The 22,708-nt window shown below is 28.0% G+C and carries 31 protein-coding genes; 3 read left to right on the top strand and 28 right to left on the bottom strand.

The window, feature by feature from the left end; all coding sequences use genetic code 11:
• Nucleotides 1-3 precede the first annotated feature (3 nt).
• From dxs to EBB51_RS05550, 28 genes are all read right to left on the bottom strand, one after another.
• Nucleotides 4-1,866: a 1-deoxy-D-xylulose-5-phosphate synthase gene (gene dxs / locus EBB51_RS05690; protein WP_123054990.1), complete on the bottom strand. Its 1,863-nt coding sequence runs from the start codon at nucleotides 1,864-1,866 to the stop codon at nucleotides 4-6.
• Between the two features lie 2 nt (nucleotides 1,867-1,868).
• A complete protein-coding gene (locus tag EBB51_RS05685; protein WP_123053578.1) occupies nucleotides 1,869-2,420 on the bottom strand; it encodes a hypothetical protein in 552 nt (183 codons plus the stop codon).
• 732 nt (nucleotides 2,421-3,152) lie between these two features.
• Nucleotides 3,153-4,031, bottom strand: coding sequence for a polyprenyl synthetase family protein (locus EBB51_RS05675; RefSeq protein WP_123053577.1), 879 nt, complete (start codon nucleotides 4,029-4,031; stop codon nucleotides 3,153-3,155).
• Between the two features lie 48 nt (nucleotides 4,032-4,079).
• Entirely contained in the window at nucleotides 4,080-4,301 is a 222-nt protein-coding gene (locus EBB51_RS05670) for an exodeoxyribonuclease VII small subunit (protein WP_123053576.1), read from the bottom strand.
• Between the two features lie 12 nt (nucleotides 4,302-4,313).
• A complete protein-coding gene (gene xseA, locus EBB51_RS05665) occupies nucleotides 4,314-5,522 on the bottom strand; it encodes an exodeoxyribonuclease VII large subunit (protein WP_123053575.1) in 1,209 nt (402 codons plus the stop codon).
• A 23-nt stretch (nucleotides 5,523-5,545) separates the two neighbouring features.
• A complete protein-coding gene (gene nusB, locus EBB51_RS05660) occupies nucleotides 5,546-6,016 on the bottom strand; it encodes a transcription antitermination factor NusB (RefSeq protein WP_123053574.1) in 471 nt (156 codons plus the stop codon).
• Between the two features lie 176 nt (nucleotides 6,017-6,192).
• Entirely contained in the window at nucleotides 6,193-6,594 is a 402-nt protein-coding gene (locus EBB51_RS05655; protein WP_123053573.1) for an Asp23/Gls24 family envelope stress response protein, read from the bottom strand.
• Between the two features lie 128 nt (nucleotides 6,595-6,722).
• Nucleotides 6,723-7,253, bottom strand: coding sequence for a SpoIIIAH-like family protein (locus EBB51_RS05650; RefSeq protein ID WP_123053572.1), 531 nt, complete (start codon nucleotides 7,251-7,253; stop codon nucleotides 6,723-6,725).
• Nucleotides 7,254-7,312: 59 nt separating this feature from the next.
• Complete coding sequence (spoIIIAG, locus tag EBB51_RS05645; protein ID WP_123053571.1) at nucleotides 7,313-7,951, bottom strand: stage III sporulation protein AG; 639 nt, start codon at nucleotides 7,949-7,951, stop codon at nucleotides 7,313-7,315.
• A 28-nt stretch (nucleotides 7,952-7,979) separates the two neighbouring features.
• Entirely contained in the window at nucleotides 7,980-8,576 is a 597-nt protein-coding gene (gene spoIIIAF, locus EBB51_RS05640) for a stage III sporulation protein AF (protein WP_123053570.1), read from the bottom strand.
• Nucleotides 8,577-8,612: 36 nt separating this feature from the next.
• Entirely contained in the window at nucleotides 8,613-9,782 is a 1,170-nt protein-coding gene (gene spoIIIAE / locus EBB51_RS05635) for a stage III sporulation protein AE (RefSeq protein ID WP_123053569.1), read from the bottom strand.
• 9 nt (nucleotides 9,783-9,791) lie between these two features.
• Nucleotides 9,792-10,175: a stage III sporulation protein AD gene (gene spoIIIAD, locus EBB51_RS05630; RefSeq protein WP_123053568.1), complete on the bottom strand. Its 384-nt coding sequence runs from the start codon at nucleotides 10,173-10,175 to the stop codon at nucleotides 9,792-9,794.
• Between the two features lie 10 nt (nucleotides 10,176-10,185).
• Nucleotides 10,186-10,383 carry a stage III sporulation protein AC gene (gene spoIIIAC, locus EBB51_RS05625; protein ID WP_123053567.1) on the bottom strand — a complete coding sequence of 66 codons (198 nt, stop codon included), beginning with the start codon at nucleotides 10,381-10,383 and terminating at the stop codon, nucleotides 10,186-10,188.
• Nucleotides 10,384-10,421: 38 nt separating this feature from the next.
• A complete protein-coding gene (spoIIIAB, locus tag EBB51_RS05620; RefSeq protein WP_123053566.1) occupies nucleotides 10,422-10,940 on the bottom strand; it encodes a stage III sporulation protein SpoIIIAB in 519 nt (172 codons plus the stop codon).
• Between the two features lies 1 nt (nucleotide 10,941).
• A complete protein-coding gene (spoIIIAA, locus tag EBB51_RS05615; RefSeq protein ID WP_123053565.1) occupies nucleotides 10,942-11,868 on the bottom strand; it encodes a stage III sporulation protein AA in 927 nt (308 codons plus the stop codon).
• A gap of 130 nt (nucleotides 11,869-11,998) precedes the next feature.
• Nucleotides 11,999-12,397, bottom strand: a complete 399-nt coding sequence (locus EBB51_RS05610) for a CD1247 N-terminal domain-containing protein (protein WP_123053564.1) — start codon at nucleotides 12,395-12,397, stop codon at nucleotides 11,999-12,001.
• Nucleotides 12,398-12,435: 38 nt separating this feature from the next.
• On the bottom strand, nucleotides 12,436-12,993 hold the full coding sequence (efp, locus tag EBB51_RS05605) for an elongation factor P (protein WP_123053563.1): 558 nt from the start codon (nucleotides 12,991-12,993) through the stop codon (nucleotides 12,436-12,438).
• A 69-nt stretch (nucleotides 12,994-13,062) separates the two neighbouring features.
• On the bottom strand, nucleotides 13,063-13,215 hold the full coding sequence (locus tag EBB51_RS05600) for an aminopeptidase P family N-terminal domain-containing protein (protein WP_123053562.1): 153 nt from the start codon (nucleotides 13,213-13,215) through the stop codon (nucleotides 13,063-13,065).
• A 173-nt stretch (nucleotides 13,216-13,388) separates the two neighbouring features.
• A complete protein-coding gene (locus EBB51_RS05595; RefSeq protein WP_123053561.1) occupies nucleotides 13,389-13,802 on the bottom strand; it encodes a hypothetical protein in 414 nt (137 codons plus the stop codon).
• A 51-nt stretch (nucleotides 13,803-13,853) separates the two neighbouring features.
• Nucleotides 13,854-14,210 (bottom strand): hypothetical protein, encoded by a 357-nt coding sequence (locus tag EBB51_RS05590; protein ID WP_123053560.1) that lies wholly within the window; start codon nucleotides 14,208-14,210, stop codon nucleotides 13,854-13,856.
• Between the two features lie 103 nt (nucleotides 14,211-14,313).
• On the bottom strand, nucleotides 14,314-15,039 hold the full coding sequence (locus EBB51_RS05585) for a hypothetical protein (RefSeq protein WP_123053559.1): 726 nt from the start codon (nucleotides 15,037-15,039) through the stop codon (nucleotides 14,314-14,316).
• Complete coding sequence (locus EBB51_RS05580; protein ID WP_150131720.1) at nucleotides 15,036-15,422, bottom strand: hypothetical protein; 387 nt, start codon at nucleotides 15,420-15,422, stop codon at nucleotides 15,036-15,038. Before EBB51_RS05580 ends, EBB51_RS05585 begins: the two co-directional genes overlap by 4 nt.
• Nucleotides 15,423-15,445: 23 nt before the next feature.
• A complete protein-coding gene (locus EBB51_RS05575) occupies nucleotides 15,446-15,931 on the bottom strand; it encodes a type II secretion system protein (RefSeq protein ID WP_190285337.1) in 486 nt (161 codons plus the stop codon).
• Complete coding sequence (locus EBB51_RS05570; protein WP_123053556.1) at nucleotides 15,900-16,346, bottom strand: type II secretion system protein; 447 nt, start codon at nucleotides 16,344-16,346, stop codon at nucleotides 15,900-15,902. The genes EBB51_RS05575 and EBB51_RS05570 overlap by 32 nt, the downstream gene beginning before the upstream one ends.
• Nucleotides 16,327-16,764 carry a type II secretion system protein gene (locus tag EBB51_RS05565; RefSeq protein WP_243103919.1) on the bottom strand — a complete coding sequence of 146 codons (438 nt, stop codon included), beginning with the start codon at nucleotides 16,762-16,764 and terminating at the stop codon, nucleotides 16,327-16,329. Before EBB51_RS05565 ends, EBB51_RS05570 begins: the two co-directional genes overlap by 20 nt.
• 30 nt (nucleotides 16,765-16,794) lie before the next feature.
• On the bottom strand, nucleotides 16,795-17,190 hold the full coding sequence (locus EBB51_RS05560; protein WP_243103918.1) for a type II secretion system protein: 396 nt from the start codon (nucleotides 17,188-17,190) through the stop codon (nucleotides 16,795-16,797).
• Nucleotides 17,191-17,212: 22 nt separating this feature from the next.
• Complete coding sequence (locus EBB51_RS05555) at nucleotides 17,213-18,343, bottom strand: type II secretion system F family protein (RefSeq protein WP_123053554.1); 1,131 nt, start codon at nucleotides 18,341-18,343, stop codon at nucleotides 17,213-17,215.
• Nucleotides 18,344-18,418: 75 nt separating this feature from the next.
• Nucleotides 18,419-19,912, bottom strand: coding sequence for a GspE/PulE family protein (locus EBB51_RS05550; protein WP_243103917.1), 1,494 nt, complete (start codon nucleotides 19,910-19,912; stop codon nucleotides 18,419-18,421).
• 562 nt (nucleotides 19,913-20,474) lie between these two features.
• Here EBB51_RS05550 and EBB51_RS05545 point away from each other — a divergent pair.
• From EBB51_RS05545 to EBB51_RS05535, 3 genes are all read left to right on the top strand, one after another.
• Nucleotides 20,475-20,618, top strand: coding sequence for a cyclic lactone autoinducer peptide (locus tag EBB51_RS05545; protein WP_123053553.1), 144 nt, complete (start codon nucleotides 20,475-20,477; stop codon nucleotides 20,616-20,618).
• A gap of 93 nt (nucleotides 20,619-20,711) precedes the next feature.
• The gene (locus tag EBB51_RS05540) at nucleotides 20,712-22,034 is read left to right on the top strand and encodes an ATP-binding protein (RefSeq protein ID WP_123053552.1); all 1,323 of its coding nucleotides are present in this window, start codon (nucleotides 20,712-20,714) and stop codon (nucleotides 22,032-22,034) included.
• Between the two features lie 2 nt (nucleotides 22,035-22,036).
• Nucleotides 22,037-22,600, top strand: a complete 564-nt coding sequence (locus EBB51_RS05535; RefSeq protein WP_123053551.1) for an accessory gene regulator B family protein — start codon at nucleotides 22,037-22,039, stop codon at nucleotides 22,598-22,600.
• Nucleotides 22,601-22,708 lie beyond the last annotated feature (108 nt).

The raw sequence follows: 22,708 nt of genomic DNA, 5'->3' as shown, positions 1-22,708 counted from the left end.
TATTTATACTATTTTTAATATACTATTTACAATCCCATCTGCATCTAATCCATATAATTTATATAATATATCTAATTTCCCATGAGGTATAAATTCATCTTTAAATCCAAGCATTAAAACTTTTGCCTTTTTATTTAAGGTATTCACATATTCAAGCACGCATGAACCTAAACCTCCATGTTTAATGTTATCTTCTACTGTAACTATACTAATATTATTTTGAACTAGCTTATCTAGCATTAACTTATCTATAGGTTTTATAAAACAGGCATTTATAACTTTTACTTTTATACCAAGCTCTAACAGCTTTTTTCTTGCAAGGAGTGCATGTTCTACCATTCTTCCCTGTGCTATTATAGCTATATTACCTTCATCGCAAAGTAATTCCCATTTTCCAAGTTTAAAATCTTCCAGCGGCTTTACTATAACTTCAGTGCTGTCCCCTCCTCGAGGATACCTTATTGCTATTGGGTAACTTTGATTAACTGCCCACTTTAGCATATATTTAAGTTCACAAGTACATTTTGGCGACATAATAGTCATATTTGGCATATGTGTTAAATACGATAAATCAAAGACACCTTGATGAGTTTCTCCATCGTTTCCAACAATGCCTGCCCTATCTATAGCAAGTATAACTGGCAATTTTTGAAGACACACATCATGTAATACTTGATCATATGCTCTTTGAAGAAATGTAGAGTATACTGCAAAAATTGGTTTCAACCCTTCTTTTGCCATTCCAGCAGCCAAAGTTACAGCATGTTGTTCTGCTATTCCAACATCAAAAAATCTATTTGGATACTTAATTGCAAAATTTTTAAGACCTGTTCCATCACGCATTGCAGCTGTTATAGCAACTACACTCTTATTTTTATCTGCTATTTTAACTATTTCTTCTCCAAAAGCCATTGAATATGTACTGCATGAATCATTACATAATTCGCCATTACTGCAGTCAAAAGGTCCTATTCCATGAAATTTTCCGGGATTTTTTTCCGCAAATTCATACCCTTTACCTTTTTTTGTTACTATATGTATTATAACTGGTTCCTTAATATTTTTAGCCTTTGATAAAACTTCAATTAAATCTTTCATATTATGTCCGTCAATTGGTCCTAAATATTTTATTCCCATATCTTCAAAAAACATTCCTGGAACTAACATTTGCTTTATTCCATTTTTAACTTTTTCAAGAGACTTAGCCATACCCTTGCCTATATTTGGGATTCTTTTCAAAGTAGTTTCAACATCCTCTTTGAGTTTATTATACTTAGGATCTACCCTAATCTTGTTTAAATACTTTGACATTCCACCTACATTTTTTGCAATAGACATTTGATTATCATTTAATACAATTATAATTTTAGTTTTTCTATATCCAGCATCATTTAAAGCTTCTAATGCCATACCTCCAGTTAGTGCTCCATCACCTATTACAGCAACTACTTCATGCTTTTGATTCTTTAAATCTCTTGCTCTTGCCATGCCAAGAGCTGCAGATATAGATGTGCTGCTGTGTCCTGTTTCAAAAAAATCATATATACTTTCAGAATACTTAGGAAATCCACTTATACCGCCAAATTGTCTCAAAGTATCAAATTTATCTTTTCTGCCTGTCAATATCTTATGTACATATGATTGGTGTCCAACATCCCATATGACTTTATCTTTATCTAAATTAAATACACTAAATAAACTCAAAGTAAGTTCTACAACCCCCAAGTTTGAAGCAAGGTGTCCTCCTGTCTTGGATACCTTTTCTATTAAGAATTTTCTGATTTCCGCTGCGAACTGCTGTTTTTGTTTAAGTGTCATATGCCTTATTTGATGAAAGTCATTATAATTATCCAATATACTCATCATTATCATCTATCCCTTTTAAAAAAATATATTAATTTGCAAAATCTATATAACACATTGTTACCATTATTTATAGCTAGGTTTTTTCCTACAGCCTTTCCTCCTATTGTGAGTGCACCTATAAGTACGCCTATAATTGTATTTAAAATAGCTTCATGCACATCTGGAAAATCATAAGAAATCTTGTGAGCTATTAAAACTCCAACAGAACCACTTACTATACCACATATATCTCCAATTACGTCTTGGAATATTGTTGAAGCTTTATCTGCATTTTTAATCAATCTTATAGCTAATTTAGCACCACTTACTCTTTTAGATGCCATAGCATGAAAAGATCTTTCTTGAGCTACAGTTACAGCAACTCCCAACATATCAGAAATTATTCCAACTATTATAATAAAACCTAATATAAGAAAAGCCACTAATATATTAACACTTTTTAGCAGCATATCAGACAAAAGCGAAATACTACCGCAGGTTATTATTGACCAAAATACTATTATAAATAACCATTTAGTATTGCTTTTCCTATTAGATTTAGATCTATCTGACAAAAATTCATTCCTCCAATTTACTTGACAATATCTTTACAATAGATAAATTTCAAAATTTAAATAAGGTGGCAGCATATTAAGTAAACTTTACGGCTTAGGTCTAGTAGGTTTTCCCATAGAATAATCAAAATGTCGCCACTTTGACAGTTTCCTTTTAATATTCTATCTGCCATATCGCTATAAACAGAACTAGATCGCCACTTAGTCCGCACTGCAATCCCTAATATACTTTTAAAAAACAGCCTAGGAGTTTTCCTCAACAGTTAGGTATTTTCTAGTCTCTTTTGCAAAAATGGTTTCCTTAAGCAATTAGATGAATTTTTGGCCAAAAATTCAGTTTAGACTTACCTCCACCATTTTCACTTCAAGACAGGCTACGCTGTACATAGATTTTACACCACATTACAGGTTTAATCCATTGGCGTACATAGGGTATCTAACCCTATACACAAACAATGGTCTCCACGGAAGTAGGGTCTAAGCCCCGCATGCCATTGCAGTTGCCCCATCCTCCTTAACTCCCAGCACCAGCCCGCAACTGGGCGTTGCAAGCCAGCACAAGGAACTTCATCGATATGCCCTTTAACGGATTTTTAGCCCCGTCTTCGAAAATACTTACCTGACTAGGATACTGCACCACCATATATTATACAACTTTAGATTATATCATAGCTTTTAATCTTATTCAAAGTATATTTAAATCTAAAATAACTATAAGAATCCAATAATACATTATTTGTTCCTATTTAGTAAAAATAATGTCAGCTCTTTCACTTTAGAAGTATCATTTGGAAATGTATCTAATATTTCTATACATTCCGATGTTATCGAATTACACATCTCAATGCACCTTTTTATACCATAAGTTGTAATAAAAGTTGTTTTATTATTATCCGCATCACTTTTTGTTTTCTTGCCTAACACTTTTGTATCACCAGTTACATCTAAAATATCATCTTTTATTTGAAAGGCAAGACCTAACTTTTGTCCATAATAATCTAATTTATTTAAATCTTCACGTCCTGCCCCTCCAAGAAGAGCACCTGAAAGTATTGAGGCTTTTATTAAAGCACCAGTTTTTTTACTGTGCATATAATATAGTTGATCTATTGGAATTTTTTTATTTTCACTCAGTATATCTACGGTTTGACCTCCAACCATTCCCTCTACTCCAGCACATTCAGAAATAATGCTGCATGCTTTTATTGCATTATTATTTCCTATGCAATGTTTAAACATGACATTCATAGCTTCATTTAATAATCCATCTCCAGCAAGTGTAGCTATAGCATCTCCAAATACCTTATGATTAGTAGGTTTCCCTCTTCTCAAATCATCATTATCCATACACGGCAGATCATCATGAATTAAAGAATACGTATGAATCATTTCTAAAGCACATGCTATATCAAGAATATTTTTATAATCTTCTTTATATAACATATAAGTTAAAACTAGTAAAAGTGGTCTTATTCTCTTTCCACCTGCATTTAAGCTATATTCCATAGCTTCATAAACCCTCTTGTTATAAGATCCTTTTCCTTTAAAATACTCACTTAACCAATTGTCAATTTCATTCTTAAGATTATTTATGGTTTCATACTCATCCATATTATAATTTCTCCATTTCCAATTTATAATATTTTATATAAAGTTCTTCTAGTTATTTTTTATCTCGAAGTCTTTTTCTGATTTTTCCGTAAGTATCTTTATTTTTCCTTCTGCTTCACTTAAGGTTTTATATAATTTTTGATACAGCTTAATGCCATCTTCATACTTTTTTATACTTTCTTCCAAAGAAATATTTTCACCGTCCATTTCATTTACAATAGTCTCAAGTTTATTAAGCATACTCTCATAAGATTCATTTTTTTTAGGCATAATACATCTCCTTTACAATTCATTATTATCACTTTGGAGTGTAAAACTTTTTCTTCCATCTTTTAATATTATACTGACTTTTTTTGTTTTGGAAAGGACATCTATGCTGCTAACAACCTTTTTATTCTTATCTTCAATTACAGCATATCCCTTTTTTAATATATTAAGAGGATTATTTGCAGATAACAATGAATCAATGTTACGTAACTTTTCTCTTTCTTTTTGAAACTTTCCTTTTACTTTTATATTAAGCAGCTCATACAATCTGTCTAGATTATTATATTGATTTGCCATATATATAAGAGGGCTATTAGAATTTAATTGTTTTAGCACAATTTCCAAATTATTAACTTCATTATTTAATCTTGATTTCATCTTTGTATATAAAAGATTCCTAAAATTTAAAATCTTGTTTTCAAATTCATTAATGTCAAATACAGCTATCTCTGCTGCTGCCGAAGGAGTTGGAGCTCTTCTATCACTCACAAAATCTGCTATTGTATAATCAATTTCATGCCCTATTCCAGTTATTATTGGCTTTGAAGATTTATATATTGCACGTGCTAGAGTCTCATCATTAAAGCACCATAAATCTTCTACAGATCCTCCCCCTCTTGCTATTATTATAACATCTATGTTCTCTATATTATTCAATCTATTTATTCCATCTATTATATTTTGAACTGCACAATCTCCTTGAACTAAAGAAGGATATAATTTAATATTTATTTTTGGATTTCTCCTCATTGTAACATTTATTATATCTCGCATGGCAGCACCCGTTGGAGAAGTTATAACCCCTATATTTTTTGAATATAAAGGTATATTTTTTTTATGTGATTCTTCAAAAAGTCCCTCTTTACTTAACTTACTTTTCAACTTTTCAAAGGCTATATAAAGTTCTCCTATACCTTCTCTTTGCATTTCATTGCAATACAGCTGATAAACTCCCTCTTTTTTATAAACAGAAACTCTTCCCTTTACTACTACTTTCATACCATTCTCAGGTATAAAATTTAGAGTACTAGCAGCATCTTTAAACATGACACAATTTATTTTGCTGTATTCATCTTTAAGCGAAAAATAAATATGCCCGCTTGTATGAAACTTTAAATTATATATTTCGCCCTTTATACATAAATTTGCAAGAATAAAATCATTATCTAATATCTTTTTTAAATAATTATTTAAATCTGATACAGTTAAAGTTTTTATGTACATAATCTCACCTTTTATCAATGGATTTATTCTTTATCTTTTATCATTTTTCCAAGTATGCCATTTACAAAAGCAGCTGATTTATTTCCAGAATACTTTTTAGCTAACTCTATTGCTTCATTTATTGATACATTTTCTGGAATGTCAGTTTCATATAAAAATTCATAAGTGCATATTCTAAGTATAGCTAAGTCAACCTTTGATATTCTGTTGATTTTCCAATTTATAAGACACTTATTTATTTTATCATCTATTTCCTCTCTTTTTTCCTGAATACCCTTAAGAACTCTCGTTACATATGACATATCTACATCAGTTAAATCTATATTTTCTAAGTCTTCTTTATTTGATTTTAAATCAGAAATTATATCTGGTTTATCATTATCTATTTCTAAATTCTCCTTTAAATTTTCTATAACTTCTTTAAAATCTTCTTTATTTATAGTCATTTGGAATAACAACTTCATGGCTAATTCCCTGGATTTTCTTCTATTCATTTCTTCCTCCCATTAAGTAACTTTCTTCTTATATGAATAATTATTAGCATTTCAGATACAATTATACTTTAAACTGCTTATTTAATTCAAGTAACTTTTGTATTCTACTACGTAGTATAGGGAATCAAATTATGTAATAATTTGATTCCCTATATAAATAAATTCAAATAAAGATATTATAAACTTTCTTCATCTGATTCTTGAACTTTTTCTTCAACTTTTGAAATCATAACATTTTGCACATGTATATTTACTGCAGAAACATAAAGTCCTGTCATAGATTCAACTGCTTTTTTTACATTTTCCTGTACCTCTAATGCTACATCAGGAATTCTAACTCCATATTCAACTACCACGTATAAATCAATAGCTGCACTATTTTCACCAACACTAACCTTAACACCTTTAGATAGGTTTTTCTTTCCACTCAATATTTGAGTTATTCCACCAACAAGACTTGCGCTCATTCCAGCTATACCTTTTACTTCTGTTGTAGCCAATCCTGAAATAACTCCTACTACTTCATCTGAAATCTTAACAATGCCCATATTAGTTTCACTGCTCAAGTTTTCTTCCATTAATGGCACCTCCTCTGTTTTAAACATATAAAACAATTTGCTTATATTATACCAAATACAAATTTCTTTTACAAACTAGAAGAAAAGGCTTACACATAAAAATATATGTTAGCCTTTTATTGAAAGCTTTATTGTTTAGTCTCTATTTCAACATCCTGTACTTTTGATATTCCGACAACAACATTTTTTATGTCTCTTGTTTGCTTATCTGTAAGTTTGTCCTTTGCCTTTATAATAACTCTAGCTTTATTATCTTCTATAGAACATATTACATCACTGTAACCTTTACTCTTTAAAGTAGTTTCTATTTTAGATTCATAATTTGTATTCATAGCTAATTGAGTATATTTTTTTGCTGCTTCGTCCCTATTATCCTTGGCAACATTCTGGTCATCGATCAAAGTCTTTAAAGTTTGAAGAGTTTGTGCATTTTTTTGATCACGAGTTAGCTTTGCTTCGTCAAAATACTGATTTTTACTACTATCCTTATTATCAGTTTTACTGCTGCTTTTATCATTATTAAATGATACTGTACTCTCTCCGCTTGTACTATTTCCTCCATCTACATAAAGAGGATTATTAAGTTTTGTAGCCAGAACCCCCGCACATACAATAAGTACTAAAAGGGTAACAATGATTGCCGCCTGTTTTTTATTCACTTTAATTCCCCCCATATCACCTTTCTAAAAAATTATATGCTTAGAAAATCTTATATATACTACTTTTTCATAGGATAAACATTTACTTTGTCCTCTGGCAAGTTAAATAAATCCATTACAGCTTTCGTTATTCTAAGTTGTGTGAGATTATCTTCTGCACCTTCAGCCACTACACACACTCCTGCAACTTTAGGTTTGTACTTTTTTAATATAAGAGGCTGTGACTTGCCATTGTCATTTGTAATTACTACTGTACTCCCATTATTTTTTTGAACTGAATTTCTCACTCCTCCTGCATTATCTTTTTCCTCTGTAGTATTGGTAGAATCATTTACATTTACTGCTGGTACCTGCTCTTCTCCACTTTCAAAACTAACCATTACATCTACTTTTCCAACACCATCTATGTTCTCTAAAGTACTCTTGAGCTTCTCTTGTACTGAAGTTTCATAATCTTGAGATTCTTTACTTACAGGCTGCTCACTTTGCTTTTGGCTTTGATCTTGATTTTTATTCTTATTCTGCGAGACAATTCCATTAGCTCCTGAAACACTAGGTGTCTTAAAAAAACTTCCTGCTATAACTATAAGTATTCCAGATAAAAACAATATCAGTAAGTTAGTAAAGTTTTTCTTGTTTGACAAATTACTGTCCTTAATAGACTTAACAACCTTATCCAGAATATTTTTCAAGTTCATATATTATTCCTCCCATAATGTATTTCATTTAAATCTTATATGCCTGTATTATATTTGCAGGAATATTCAATTCACTGCTTAAATACTTTTTTATCTCTGAAGCCTTGTTTTTATCTACTTCTTCATATGTGTTATTATTTTCAATAGCTTTACTTCCTATATCAATGCTTACCTTTTTTATTTTTTCTACATTTCCATCTTTGACACCAACTTTTAAACTTTTTATATCAATTTTTTGATTATTACTGTCTATTGATGCTTCCACACTAACCTTATAGTTATTATCAGGATATTTCTCCTTGAGCTTTTTCTCGCAGCTGTTTTGTAAATTCAGCTTAAAATTTTCCATAGTTTCATCAATACTCTTTTGTTTATACTTTTGGAAATCATCTTTACAAGTCTCACTATCAAAATTTTGAGCAGCAGTACTAACATATGAATTTATATCAAAGTTATTATTAAATAATTTAATTAAAGGATTTATAAAAACTGTGATCATAATAAGACCTAACACAAACTTAGAATATTTTTTAAGACTATTATCGGGTAAAATCATTTCAACTGCTGTAATAAAGAATACTGCTGTACATATAGTTATAATCCAACTTCTAAGTGCTTGAATCACAAGTATATCCCTCTCTTCTTAATCTTGTACAAAATTTTATGTTCCAAGCATCACCTTACCTGCTGATGCAATTATAGCTATCATTATAAAAAACATTATTGAAACAGATATTAAGCATGACATTATAAGTATGAGAGAATTTCCTGCTGAAGTTAAACAATTCACGAGCCTGCTGTCACTTATAGGTTCTATGAGTGCACCAGTTAACTTATATGACAGAGCTATAATTAAAATTTTAATTATAGGGAGTAAAATAATACAAACAAGTATAACTAATCCAACACTGCTTATTGCATTCTTTAAGAGTATTGAGTATCCTGCTACTGTAGAAACAGCATCTGAAAGACTTTTTCCGACTATTGGTACAAAGTTATCTACGGCAAATTTTGCAGTCTTAGCAGCAACCTGATCAATAGTTTTAGCAGTAATACCACGTATAGTTATAATCCCTATAAATACTGTCATTATTATCCCTTGAACCCACAATGCACACTGATTTAAAAACTTAGTAAGTTTGTCTACTTTATAGTCTGACGATAAATTATTAACAAACTGCAGTACAAATGTCATACTTATTATTGGAATTACTATGTTCATGAATAATCTTGCACTTATAGTTATGGCTCCCATTACTATTGGATCAATAACAGCAGCTTCAACAAACCCTCCTACACTTCCAACTAGCATTATTAAAATTGGAACTAACGCTGTCATAAAGTCTGTCATTTCATTTATTGTACTTCTTGCTATATCCACACCTATGTAAAAACTCTTGGCCATGATTATTATAATTAATGAATAGCATGCATAATAAGCAATGTTAGATAAACTCTCATTACTAAAGGCCTTTTGTAAATTTGTAAGCAGTGCGCATATAAGAGCTATTATAACTACAGTTGATAAAAGTTTTAAAGAAGACACAACTTCTTTCATTGAATATGTGATCAGTGCTTGTACTAACTTTTTTATATTAAACTTTCCATCACCTGTTTTCATAAAGTTTTTAACATAACTTTTAACATCAAAATCGTTTATCAATTCATATTTAGTTTTCATATTAGAAATATAATCATAAAATTGTTCTATTTTTTGGTTGACTTCTGCATCTTGATTGTAGTTTGTACTGGCACTGCTGTTTATATCAGCAGCTTGTACATTAAAACACATTATAAAAATTATAGATAAAATTAACATAATCTTTTTCATGTTTAACACCTACATTATCTTTAGAATAGATTGAAGCACGGCCATTAATATAGGAATTGCAAGAGTCAAAATTAATATTTTACCTGCAAATTCTACTTTTGTTCCTATATTCTCTTGGCCAGCATCTTTACATATTTGGCTGCAAAAAGAAGCTAAATATGCAATACCAAGTATTTTAAATACAGTAGTTAAATATGCAAAATCTACATTAGCTTTAATAGCTAACTCTTGAATAAATTGAAGTACAGCTGTTATCTTAGATATCATAAATAAAAATATGCATATTCCAGCTGCCAGACTAACGTAAACTGCTATCTCACTTTTCCTATCTTTAAAAAGTAAAACTATAAATAAAGCAATAAAGGCAAATGTAACTATTTTTATTATCTCCATAGTTTTCCTCCTAAAGTTGAAACATTGTCCTAACAGCAGTGAACAACTTATTTATGAGGCTAATTATCATTGTAAGTACTATAAGAATTCCAGCTAAATTTGCAACTACTGCATAGTCTCCTTTTCCACTTGATTCTAATACCTTATCTATGAGCATTACAATTATGCCTATACCAGCTATCTTAAATATCAAACTCACATCCAGCATTTTTTGACCTCCTCTTTTATCTAGGGATTGATAGCTAATTAAATAAGCACAATAACCGTCATAGCACCTAGTGCAAACCCTAGACATCTGTACATTTTAACATTACTATTCATTAAAGTTTCTGAGATTTTTATTTGGCTTTTAAAATTATTAAGAGTTAATAAAAACATCTTTTTTTGCCCCTGTATATCAGATTCTCCCAAAGTTTTAGCCATATCTAGTAATATACATAAATCTTCATCTTTCAAGCTCAATGATTCTTTTTCGGCATTTGTTACTGTTAAGAATGCTTCATATACACTGTCCACTTTATTAAACAGCAATAAATCTGAAACCTTTTTAAAAATATTCTTTATACCGCCAAAACTCTTCTGTGCTATATTTAAACTAGCTTCTGGAAGAGGTGTGTGTGTATATACTATTTCATTTTGAAGCTGGATAATACATCTTTCAAGCTCCTTTAGCTCCTTAGTTCTTTTTTTCAAGCCCTCACTATATATATAGCCTATAGCTGTGGAAGCGCCTAGTATCATACTGCATCCTAAGAATTTAATCACCTTATCGCCTCCATATCACAGACTTGCTATTAAAATCATATACATATTCAATAGTACCAGCTCCATTTTTTGTGCTTAAAACTATAGATCGCTTAAATACATTATTATCTATAATTTCTTTAAACACAGGTCTTTTGTACAAATCCTCAATACCATATCCATGTATTGTAACTATCAAACTGACTCCTGAATTTAAAGCAGTAAGAATACTGTCAATTTCCTTATATGTTCCTATTTCATCACATACAATCAAATCAGGTGACATACTTCGTATTGCCATAATTATGCCTTCACTTTTAGGACAGCTGTCTAAAATATCGGTTCTCATTCCAACATTTAACTGAGGAACTCCATTATAGCAAGCTCCTATTTCACTTCTTTCATCTATAACGCAAACTTTTTTGCCTGCTAAATTTAAGCTCTTTACTCCCTCTGAAATATTTTTTGTAATATCCCTTATCAATGTAGTCTTTCCACATTTAGGTGGTGAAATTATTATGCTATTTAAAATCCCACCACTTGATACAATAAATTTCATAATCTTATTTGAACATCCTATTACTTCATGACAAATTCTAATATTTATAGAACCTATGTTCTTTATAGTCTTTACTTCATTTTTTTCTATAACACATCTACCGCAAATCCCTATTCTATGCCCTCCTTTTACAGTTATATATCCTTTTTTTATTTCTTCTTCAAAGGCATATATAGAATAATTACTTATCCTTTGTATAATAGTTTTCATGTCTTCCTTTTTAACGATATAATCACATATCAATTCATCATTGTTAAATTCAACAATCAATGGTTTGTCCATTCTTATTCTTATTTCCTGCAGCTTACTATCACTTAAAATATTTTTAAGTACATTGTTTATACTTTGAGGTAATATATCAATAATCTCTTTTGTACCTATTTTTCTCATCTCCCCTCTTTATATTAATTTTTATTTAACAATGGCAAAAATTATTACACTTAATTTAAAAATTATTTTTGCAAAAAATAAAAAGTACCATATGATATAAACTTTATATCATATGGTACTTTTAAAATTTTTATTTTTCGCACTTTCCGAGATCTACATCAAGAGGCATTTTGTTGTGGCAATTAGGACATGTTATTTCTTCTCTTTGGCCTATTATATCCTTATCAATATATATATCATCACCACAATTGGAACATTTAAATTGAATGAAATTATCACCTTCATCTTCATACAATTGATAATCATCATAATACAAATCATCTTGTAAATCGTTTAAGTTTTCATCCACCACATCCATATATTCCCCAATACTTTTTTGTGATTCAGATATATCCTCTATTTCTTCAGCCATAGCTTTCAATACATTGACTACTTCAACTAATATCTTTCCTTCTTTAGTATTTTTATCAATATCTAATCCATCCATTAAGCCATTGACATAGGAAACCTTTGACAAAATCGAACTCATTTAACCACATCCTTAAATTTATTTTGCCACATAGTATTTTAAACTCTTTCCATATATTCTCCAGTTCTTGTATCTACTCTTATCATTTCACCTTCATTTACAAATATAGGTACTTGAACAACTGCACCTGTTTCAAGTGTAGCTGGCTTGAGAACATTAGTTGCAGTATTTCCCTTAACCCCTGGTTCTGTATGTGTTATTTGTAATTCAACAAAGTTTGGAGCTTCTACCGAGAAAGCTTCTCCTTTGAAAAACTTTATTACAGCAATCATATTTTCTTTTAAAAACTTTATAGCTCCTTCAACTTTTTCATATTCTAATGGAATTTGCTCAAAAGTCTCTTGGTCCATAAAATAATATAATTCTCCATCCGAATACAAATACTGCATTTCCTTTCTTTCAATTACTGCTTCTTGAAGTTTTACAGTTGGATTGAAAGTTGTATCTGTAACTGCTCCTGTTATAACATTTCTAAGTTTAGTTCTTACAAAAGCAGCTCCTTTACCTGGTTTTACATGAAGGAAGTCTACCACAGTATACACTTGTCCATCTTGTTCAAAAGTAGTTCCTTTTCTTAAATCTCCTGCTGATATCATTATGTATCCCTCCAAAACTTTTTAATCAATTTATATTATAACCTTTTTAGGCAATCATATACATTTTATTTACCACAATCTTTTTTGTGTTATTACAGAAAACCTTTCACTTCCAGTAAAACCACTTAAATAATTTCTATTAATATCTTCAACTATAAGGACATCATCCATACTATTATTTGATATTAACTGCCTCAATTTTTCTATTCTCTTTTCAATCATTAATAATTACCACCAATGTTTATAAAAGAATAGATTAAAGTTTGTTAAATATTACTTTTTAAACTATTAATAATAATTTAACAAAACGTATATGAAATACAAAATCAGTCTAATAAACAATGTTATTTTATCAAAACTTGTGATTATTTGCAAATACTATATTAATGTTTATACTATCTGCTTTCTGCAAATTCAATACTTATATCAGCGTTTAAAATGTTTTCATCACTCTTCTTTATAACTATCTTGGTGAAATTTTCAAAACTAGGTTTTAACTTTATTTGTTTTAACAATTTATCTATATCATCTAAGTTTCCATTAGTACCAATTTCTATACTTACAATTTTTCTACTAGGTATTGTTTCCAAATCCTTAATATATACTTTATTATCTTTTATAAAATCCTCTATATCTTTAGTATAATTAAAACTTTTCTGCTTATTACAATTTTGATTAATACTGCTTAAAGTTGTTAACTTTTTCTGTCCTGCACAAACTTTGTTTTGTAAGTTTAAATCCTGCAGTGATAGCAGTATTAACAATATTATATTAAAAGTTATCAAAATTATATAAATAGCCTTTTTCATCTAATATTCCTTTCCTTTAATATCTCGTGCAGCATGCGCTTCACTATATTTCTATTTTAATTCTAAATCTATTTTAAAATCCCCAAATTTACTATCATTAGATGGCAAATGGATATCTTTTATATTAAATTTATTTCCCTGTTGTATAGCTTTTATAATCGAAATATAATTTTGACTTTTTTGATCTTCTTCCATATATCCACTGATGCTTATATTTTTGTTTTCTATGTATAAGTTTTGAGATTTGAAATCATCTAAAACCATTCTTGGAAAACACTCAAATGACTCTAAAGTCTTTGTTTCTTTGTTAATATTAGAATGTTTAATATTTTGTTCTTTTAAAGTTAAATCTTTTATTTGAGTATTTATAACTTTTAGTTCATTTGATTTAAATATATAAAAAATCATGCATACTGAGTTCAGTATTATTAAAATTACTATTATAATTTTGATAATATATTTTTTTCTATTATCTATTCTTTTTAAATACCATTCAGGTATAAAAAATAAATTATTTATACTGCACCACCTCGAATCTGGATGAATTAAAACCTTTTAAATCTTTACATCTATAAGTATAAGAAAGCTCTTTTATAAGATCTTTATATGGAAAATTCAAAAAAAACACATCTGGTATATCAATTTGTTCTATATAATCAGATTTTATAATGAATTCATTTAATTGCTCATGGAATTTATGTATACTAAAATTTTTTATCATGCTGTTATCTACGACTTCAGAATTTTTACACTTTATAAAGTAAATTGTGTAATTATAGGAAAATACAAATATATAATTATTACTTTTAATTTTATTCTTCATTATATCTAATGCATAAAATTGTACAGGAAATACTGCCTTAAATTTCGCACCTGAATTTATACATTTTTTCAAAAGATTATTTTTATTCCAGTTTAAACAAAATACAGCTACTTCTAAATTAGTACCATTATCACTACATACATTATAATTAAATAATATGTTATCTATACTTTTAAAAATATAAATCAATTCTTGTCTTATCATGAAATATAATTTATCCTTTTTAACCTTTGGAATCTTTATAATCCTTATATAAACTTCTTCTCCATGAACAATTATATATAAATTTTTATTTTTCATATTAACTTTTGCCTTATTAAATTCCACATATCTACATTTAACTTTTTCTCCATTTTCATTTTTATAAAGAATATTTTCTCCATCTAATTCAATAAAAAATTTCCTATTTATCAATATAATTCTCCCTTCTTAAAAGAATAATCTAAACAATTATAAAATACATTTCCATCTTTAATAGTATACTTATACAATTCTTCCTTATAAAACTTTTTTCCTATATAATAAACTAGTGTAAAAGAATTAGCAGCATCGTTGTATTTTATATATGAATAATCATAATTAACTATATTTCCACTTATTGAAGATAGATAATTTTTTATAGAATCATCATTTATACTTGTGCAATTTTTGTATATTAAACTGTTTAAATCAGTTAACATATACTCTCTAATTTTTTGTACTGGTTCCACCTTACAGCAGTATTCCCTCATTTTTAAAGTATTACTTCTCTGCAAAAATGAAAGTTTAAAACAAATAAGTGATATAAATATACACACACTTCCTATAAAAAATACGTATATCAATGTAAATCCTTTGCTTTTACTCTTTCTAATCCAAAACATCTTTTATATGTATTACCTCTCTTAGTTTCTATAGTTACATATACTAATTTGTCAGATTGCCTGGCTTTAAAGTCTTTAATGCCTTTTAATATATTGTTAGTTGCAAAATAATACTTGTAATCATACGATATAATTAAATCGCCGTCTTTGTCTTTTCTAATATAATCATTTCTACTTTTTTCAGAATTTCTCACCATAATACAATTGTCTTTAACTTCCGCATACTGCGAGTAATTTATCTCATCTTCTATTATTAAAAATGCTTCATCTACATAAAATTTCTCTTTACTCAAATTTATCTGCTGTCTGTACACTCTCATATACTTAAATATGCAGATAACCCCTGCCGACGTTATCATACCTATTAAAGACATAACAAGTAAAAGTTCTATCAATGTAAATCCTCTTTTTTTATTTTTTATACTTTCCTTTATAAACTTCACACTCCATAACTTCTTTTTTATTCATTTCTTGTGTATATAATTTTATGTCTATTTTTAAGACCTTATCTCCTTGTACATTTATTTGAACATAAGGCTTTTGCTGTGGTACAGTACTCATGAAAATATCGGTAAAATTAATATTATCTATATTATTTAAATTAATATTATGTTCTGATATATATAATCTATTTTGCATTTTTAATTGTTCGATTTGTTCATAAGTACAATTGTATATGATATTATTCTTAACATATTCTTCAAATATTGAATACGTATACATTCTTCCATAATATTTTTGCATTTTATAACTGCTAATCTGCATAGTTAAAGCTGACATAAATAAAATTGAAAATACAGATATACTGCACAGTACCTCAATTAACGTAAAACCCCTACTATTCTTTAAATTCAACATAAGCACTTCCCACGCACATACTAACAAAATGACTTTTCCCTTTTCTATCTATATATTCTATTGTACAAGCACTTCCTGTTAACCCTCTGTTATCAATTTCAATTTTATTGTTATCTCTCACAGAAGTTAGTTTAAAGCCATCTGGTACTTCTAAAGTGTATATTCTTTCTGTCCCGCTGTTAAATGTTACACAATTTTTATCTATATCAAAATATATGTAACCGCCATTATTTTTTTCTCTGCAGTATCTCTTTGAATTATTTATAAAATTTATAAGTGAACTTCCAAATGTTTCTGCATATATTTTATTTTGCAATTTACTAAATCCACTATAATTTATAAGGCTGTAACTAAAAACTATAAATATAATGCTTAAGCACAATGTCATTTCTATTAAAGTGAATCCTTTAGTTTTCATATATATCACCTATACTCGATTTTATGCTGTTTACTTAGGATATATCTGATTTTCGCCGCTCTTCACGGTATATGTATTTTTTGCTGCATCTATATTTACCATATATGGTTTCTTATCGCTTTTATAATAAACTTCAACAGATTGATCATCCCCAAGTTTTACACCGTCTATCTCCTCAACAGATGTAAGATCTTTTACATTTTCCTTGATATCACCAACATCAAATTTACTATCTTTGTCGCCATAACTTACCATAGCTGCAGTTTGAATTTGTTTTGCTGCATTTATAGCTTTTGTATCTTTAGCCTTATTTTGATAAGAAGAAAACTTAGGTATTAAAAAGCTCATAAGTATTAATATTATAGTTATAACTAACATAAGCTCTATAAGCGTAAATCCTTTTCTTTTTAAGCGCCTAATCTTCAATTTAATCCTTCCTTTCAAATAATTAATTTATGGAATCCATAATATTTACTATTGGTAAAAGAGCTGATATTATAAATGTTCCAACGAACAATGCCAATACTAAAATACATGCTGGTTCTATAAATTTAATTAATCTTTTTAATTTATATTCTATATTTATTTGTAACTCTTCTCCCAGTTTTAACAACATGCCATCTAAATTTCCAGTTTCCTCTCCTATGCGAAGAGCATATAAAAATGGCAAATCATCTATTTCACACTTAAATGCATCATATATGCTTCTACCACTCTTTATATACTGTATTGATCTAAACATCTTATTTTCTATAAATTTATTATTCAATACATTAATTGATTTTTCCATAGATAATACTGCATTACATCCTGAAGACATCAATATGCCTGCTGCAAGTGAAAACCTCAATATTAAAAGTTTACTGTAAATATTCTTAATCAATGGTATTTTTAATTTTAAACTATCATACTTATATCTACCATTCTTACTTGATATATATTTTAAAAACATGTATGCGGTAATAAATGTTCCTATAACTATAATTAAAAAATACTCTTTTAGAGCACTTAATAAATTTAATACTACATGAGTGAGAAATGGAACATTTGCCCCCATATCCTTTAATGTTGAAATAAATTGAGGTATTATTGTGCTAGTTATAAATACTATTGTAAATATAGAAACAATAAAAACTATAACTGGGTACATTAGTGATGATTTAATATCAATGCATAATTTATGCTGCTTTTCATAATACTCTGATAATCTTTTGCATACCTTATCCAATTTTCCTCCTTGTTCTCCAACGCCTATCATCTCTATCATGAAATAAGGATACACATTTTTAAATTGTTTCATACTTTCATATATACTTTTTCCCTCCATTAATCCAAAATAGATGCTGTACAAGCTATTTTTTATAGTTTTTCTATCACTGTTGAAATATACTATCCTAACTGCTTGAGTTACATTCATACCAGATTCCAATAATACACCAAGACTATTACAGAACATACTCAAATCCTTAAAGCTGGGCTTTCTTTGAAATATTTTAAAAAACTTATTTGAATTATTATATTTTGTAAGAAAATATCCTTTTTTTCTTAATATACTTGATAATTGATTTATGTCACTCACTTCAAGCTGACCTTTTAATTTTTGACCTGTAATATTTACAGCCGTATACTTAACAAATATTATATCCCTTCTTTCCTAGAACTTTAATCTTAAAAATTCTTCGTATGTAGTTACTCCAGATTTTATAAGATTTCTGCAGTCATTATCTATTGATTTAAATTCATCCTTAAAATCATACCAATTAAAGTTACTATCCATACTCTTTTTAATATTTCTAAAATCTATCATTTCATATACTATTGTTCTGCCATTATAACCTGAGTTTCCGCATTTGCTGCATCCAGCACCTTTATATAATTTAAATTCTTCTCTAATTTTAAGTTCTTCTCTTTCACTTAAAGAAGGATAGTATGCCTTTTTACAAAGCGGGCAAACCTTTCTAACCAGCCTTTGTGATATTACTCCAATCAAAGCATCTTTAATAAAGTAATTTTTAACTCCCATGTCAAGTAACCTCGATATTGATTCTAGAGCTCCATTGGTATGAAGTGTACTTATGACAAGGTGTCCTGTAATAGCAGCTCTTATAGCAATTTTAGCTGTCTCCTCGTCTCTTATTTCACCTAACATAATTACATCTGGATCCTGTCTTAATATAGTTCTAAGACCTTTTGGAAAATCAAATCCTATTTTTGAATTTACATTTACTTGATTGACATTTTCTATCATGTATTCAACTGGATCTTCAATACTTGTAATATTCATCTTTTTCTTGTCTAAACTATTTATCATTGAATAAAGCGTAGTAGTTTTACCGCTGCCAGTTGGTCCAGTTACTAGAATTATACCGCAGTGACTATGAATCATAGAATGAATTATATCTATATCTTCATTTTTAAATCCCAATACACTTAAATGATTCATTTTGCTAGATCTATGTAAAATTCTTATAACTATCTTTTCACCAAAGAATGTAGGCAGCGTTGAAACTCTAAAATCGTAGTTTTCATCATTATAAGAATATTGAATTTTTCCATCCTGCGGTGTTTTCTTTTCAGTTATGTCCATTGAAGCCATTATTTTAAATCTTGTATTTAAAAGAGAATATATATCTTTAGGAATTTTAGTAAACTCCTGCATTATTCCATCTATTCTAAATCTAATTAGGACATATCTTTCAAATGGCTCTATATGAATATCACTAGCTTGTTTGCATAAAGCATCATTTATTATATAGTTTACAACTTTAACTATTGGCACATCTTGAATACTATCTCCATATGCTGAACTTTCAATTTTCTTTTTTATAATGTAATCATAATTGTTCTTTTTCATACTTTTTAAGGCTTTTTCTGCACTGTATCTACAGTAATATGTATTTATTAAATTAACTATTTTATATTTATCAGCATAAAATAACTTTAAAGCTTTATTTGTTATAAAATTAAGTTCTTCAATTACAGACTGCTCTAAATCTCTACTAATTGCTATATATAAGTTTTCCTTTTCTTCCTTAAATGCTATTATTGAATTTTCAACAGCTATTTTTTCAGGTACAGCCTTTATGGCTTCAATATCTATAGATATACTATCTAAATCTATAAATTTATCTTTATTTATAAAATTCAATACACATATCCTCCTGTGATTTTATGTTTACGTCATAATTATTTCCACATTTTTCTTCTTTTAAACAATAAAATAATATTAAAATGATATTATTTTTATTTAAATGTTCACTAAAGTTCTCTTTATAATTGCTGCATATAATACATTAAAATCAGGGGACATAGGACAAAGGACAGAGAAGGTTGATTTTTTGCTAACGCAAAAAAATCTTTAAATTTATATAAGTTAGCAATGTTTCGCTTTAACGAAACGAGTTATCAAAAGTTTAATTAAAGATTTTTCGTAAGCTTAGCGGAGAAAAATCCTCCTTCAGTGTCCTCTGTCCTCTGTCCTCTGTTTTTATGTTACAATATAATTACCATGGCTTAGCATGAATAAATAATGATATGGTTTACTATGGAAAATACTAGAATAATCGAGGGATCAATAGAAAATAAAACTTAAAATAAAAATTTTTTCATACTAATTATACTTTTCTTTGCAAATTATAAAGGAAAAATCAAATTATTATAGAATGTATAAAATACGTGTTAATTATAATTAATTTTAGGAGGTAATAGTAATGAAGTCTTTAAAAAAATGTCTTTTAAAAAGATCCATGAAACTCATAGGTTCTGCAGCATTATTGTTAGGTGGACTTGTCATAACACCGACATCACTTATCAGTGGCTATCAACCAAAATGTCCTAATGAATTTTTGAAGTAATTACATTAGGTTTTTCTATGGATGCTTATAGAGTTTCTAGTTTGCAGCTAGAAACTCTATATAGAAAAATTCAAAAAATATATAGGAGAAAATATGTACATTATAAAAGAAATAATATCAGATGGTATAGAAGCTATACTTTTTTTAATGATTTTTGAGATATTCTGTAACAATAAAAAATTTATAAAAGAAAATAAAATTAAAACATTTTGGTTTTGTGCATTATATATTGTTGCCAATTACTTTAGTACACTTTATGTAAGTAAGATTTATCACACATTAATACTTTCTATATTTTGCATTTTACTATTAACTTATATTACAAGAATAAATTTTTTTACTTCATGCGTAATATTTTTTTCGTTTTTTTTAATAATTTTTATTACTGAAAATTTAACTGAAACTATTGAAATGATAATATTTAATACAAATTTAAACCAGATCTTTTTAACTCCAAAATATTCTTGGACTTTTTTAATAATATCTAAATTGATTCAAATACTTATTATACTGATTATTTATAAGTTCAGTAAATACTTTACTAAATTTGACCTGATTAATCATGAAAATTCATTTATATCTAGTTTAGTAATCCAAATTGGTATTTTTAGCATTTTTGTTTTCATAGTAACTTTTCAAGTATTTAATGTAGAAAATACGAAAACATATAATGTTCTAATTTTCATTTTATACTTCATATTTTTAATAATAGCATTTAGAGAAATGAAAAAATATCAAAAATTTATAAATATAAAGTCAAACTATAAGATACAAGAACATCAAATTGAAAATATGGAAGAAATAATTAGTATAATTAGGCAGGAAAAGCATGATTTTTCCAACCATATTAATGTTATATGGGGATTGTGTTTGCTGGATAAACCAAATACTGTTGAAAGGATCAAAAATTATATAAGTCAAGTTTCAAATACAATTCATTCATCATTCAAATATATAAACACAGGTAATGACTATTTGGATGGGTTATTATCCATTAAAAACAACTTTGCAGTTAAAAATAACATAAATTTTGATATCATGATTGATGAACCATTTAATAAATTAAAAATCAAAGAAAACGAATTAATAAGCATTATTAGCAACCTTATAGATAATGCATTTGAGGCATTTCAACCTGAATCCAATATTGATAATAAGAAAATAACATTTGATACTTTTATTGAAGGTATCAAATTTTGTATTGAAATATCAGATAATGCCGGTATGATTCCTGAAAACATTCAAAATAAAATTTTTGAAAAGGGATTTTCCACAAAATCTGAGAAATCAAGTGACCACGGCTTTGGTTTATATATCACTAAACAATTAGTTGAACAAAACAAAGGATCTATATCGCTAGAAAGTAATTCTGAAACGACTACATTTTTAGTTACATTTGAAATAAAGGAGACGTAAAAATGAACAAATTTATCACTATTTTAGTAAAAAAGATTTCTGAATCAAATCCCGAATTTTCAGAGTTGCAATTAAAAAAAATGGAATATGGATTAATTTGTACTTTTGATGAAGTTACAAAACTTGTTCCATACTTTATCATATTCTGGATACTTTCTCTTCAAAACTATTATGCAGTTGCCCTTATATTTTTTTGCCCAATTAGATTATTTTCAGGTGGATACCATGCCAAAACTTATTGGGGCTGTTTTTTTATGAGCTTTTTTGTATTTTGCATAATAGTTTTTATTGGTAAATACTTAATAATTAGTCATACTATCTTACTACTTTTATTAGCTGCTTCTTTCATACTCATTTGTATTTTTTCTCCTGTAGATAATATTAATAAAAAAATAAAAAGTGAAAAACGCAGAAAGCAGCTTAAACACTATTCGATATTAATTGCTCTATCACTAATTATAGTTTGCTATTTTATTTCAGATAAGTTTTTAAGTACTGCTATAATTTCTATTGTTAGTGCAGCAGTATTAATGATGCTTGGCAAAATAAATAATAAGATGACATAGGACAGAGAACATAGGACAATGAAAGTTGATTTTTTGCTAACGCAAAAGAATCTTTAAATTTATATAAGTCAGCAATGTTTCGCTTTAGCGAAACGAGCTATCAAAAGT

Source organism: Clostridium sp. JN-1 (genome assembly GCF_003718715.1).
Taxonomy (GTDB): domain Bacteria; phylum Bacillota; class Clostridia; order Clostridiales; family Clostridiaceae; genus Clostridium_AV.
This window is presented reverse-complemented; position numbering and strand designations above follow the sequence as displayed.

Excerpts from the sequence above, each read along its gene's own strand:
- EBB51_RS05535 (WP_123053551.1), top strand. The coding sequence starts at position 22,037 with ATGAACAAATTTATCACTATTTTAGTAAAAAAGATTTCTGAATCAAAT.
- spoIIIAA (WP_123053565.1), bottom strand. The coding sequence starts at position 11,868 with ATGAGAAAAATAGGTACAAAAGAGATTATTGATATATTACCTCAAAGT.
- spoIIIAE (WP_123053569.1), bottom strand. The coding sequence starts at position 9,782 with ATGAAAAAGATTATGTTAATTTTATCTATAATTTTTATAATGTGTTTT.
- spoIIIAD (WP_123053568.1), bottom strand. The coding sequence starts at position 10,175 with ATGGAGATAATAAAAATAGTTACATTTGCCTTTATTGCTTTATTTATA.
- EBB51_RS05565 (WP_243103919.1), bottom strand. The coding sequence starts at position 16,764 with ATGAAAACTAAAGGATTCACTTTAATAGAAATGACATTGTGCTTAAGC.
- EBB51_RS05600 (WP_123053562.1), bottom strand. The coding sequence starts at position 13,215 with ATGATTGAAAAGAGAATAGAAAAATTGAGGCAGTTAATATCAAATAAT.
- EBB51_RS05590 (WP_123053560.1), bottom strand. The coding sequence starts at position 14,210 with ATGATTTTTTATATATTTAAATCAAATGAACTAAAAGTTATAAATACT.
- EBB51_RS05675 (WP_123053577.1), bottom strand. The coding sequence starts at position 4,031 with ATGGATGAGTATGAAACCATAAATAATCTTAAGAATGAAATTGACAAT.
- EBB51_RS05570 (WP_123053556.1), bottom strand. The coding sequence starts at position 16,346 with ATGTTGAATTTAAAGAATAGTAGGGGTTTTACGTTAATTGAGGTACTG.
- spoIIIAC (WP_123053567.1), bottom strand. The coding sequence starts at position 10,383 with ATGCTGGATGTGAGTTTGATATTTAAGATAGCTGGTATAGGCATAATT.
- efp (WP_123053563.1), bottom strand. The coding sequence starts at position 12,993 with ATGATATCAGCAGGAGATTTAAGAAAAGGAACTACTTTTGAACAAGAT.
- EBB51_RS05595 (WP_123053561.1), bottom strand. The coding sequence starts at position 13,802 with ATGAAAAAGGCTATTTATATAATTTTGATAACTTTTAATATAATATTG.
- xseA (WP_123053575.1), bottom strand. The coding sequence starts at position 5,522 with ATGTACATAAAAACTTTAACTGTATCAGATTTAAATAATTATTTAAAA.
- EBB51_RS05540 (WP_123053552.1), top strand. The coding sequence starts at position 20,712 with ATGTACATTATAAAAGAAATAATATCAGATGGTATAGAAGCTATACTT.
- EBB51_RS05670 (WP_123053576.1), bottom strand. The coding sequence starts at position 4,301 with ATGCCTAAAAAAAATGAATCTTATGAGAGTATGCTTAATAAACTTGAG.
- EBB51_RS05655 (WP_123053573.1), bottom strand. The coding sequence starts at position 6,594 with ATGGAAGAAAACTTGAGCAGTGAAACTAATATGGGCATTGTTAAGATT.
- EBB51_RS05545 (WP_123053553.1), top strand. The coding sequence starts at position 20,475 with ATGAAGTCTTTAAAAAAATGTCTTTTAAAAAGATCCATGAAACTCATA.
- dxs (WP_123054990.1), bottom strand. The coding sequence starts at position 1,866 with ATGATGAGTATATTGGATAATTATAATGACTTTCATCAAATAAGGCAT.
- EBB51_RS05610 (WP_123053564.1), bottom strand. The coding sequence starts at position 12,397 with ATGAGTTCGATTTTGTCAAAGGTTTCCTATGTCAATGGCTTAATGGAT.
- nusB (WP_123053574.1), bottom strand. The coding sequence starts at position 6,016 with ATGAATAGAAGAAAATCCAGGGAATTAGCCATGAAGTTGTTATTCCAA.
- spoIIIAG (WP_123053571.1), bottom strand. The coding sequence starts at position 7,951 with ATGAACTTGAAAAATATTCTGGATAAGGTTGTTAAGTCTATTAAGGAC.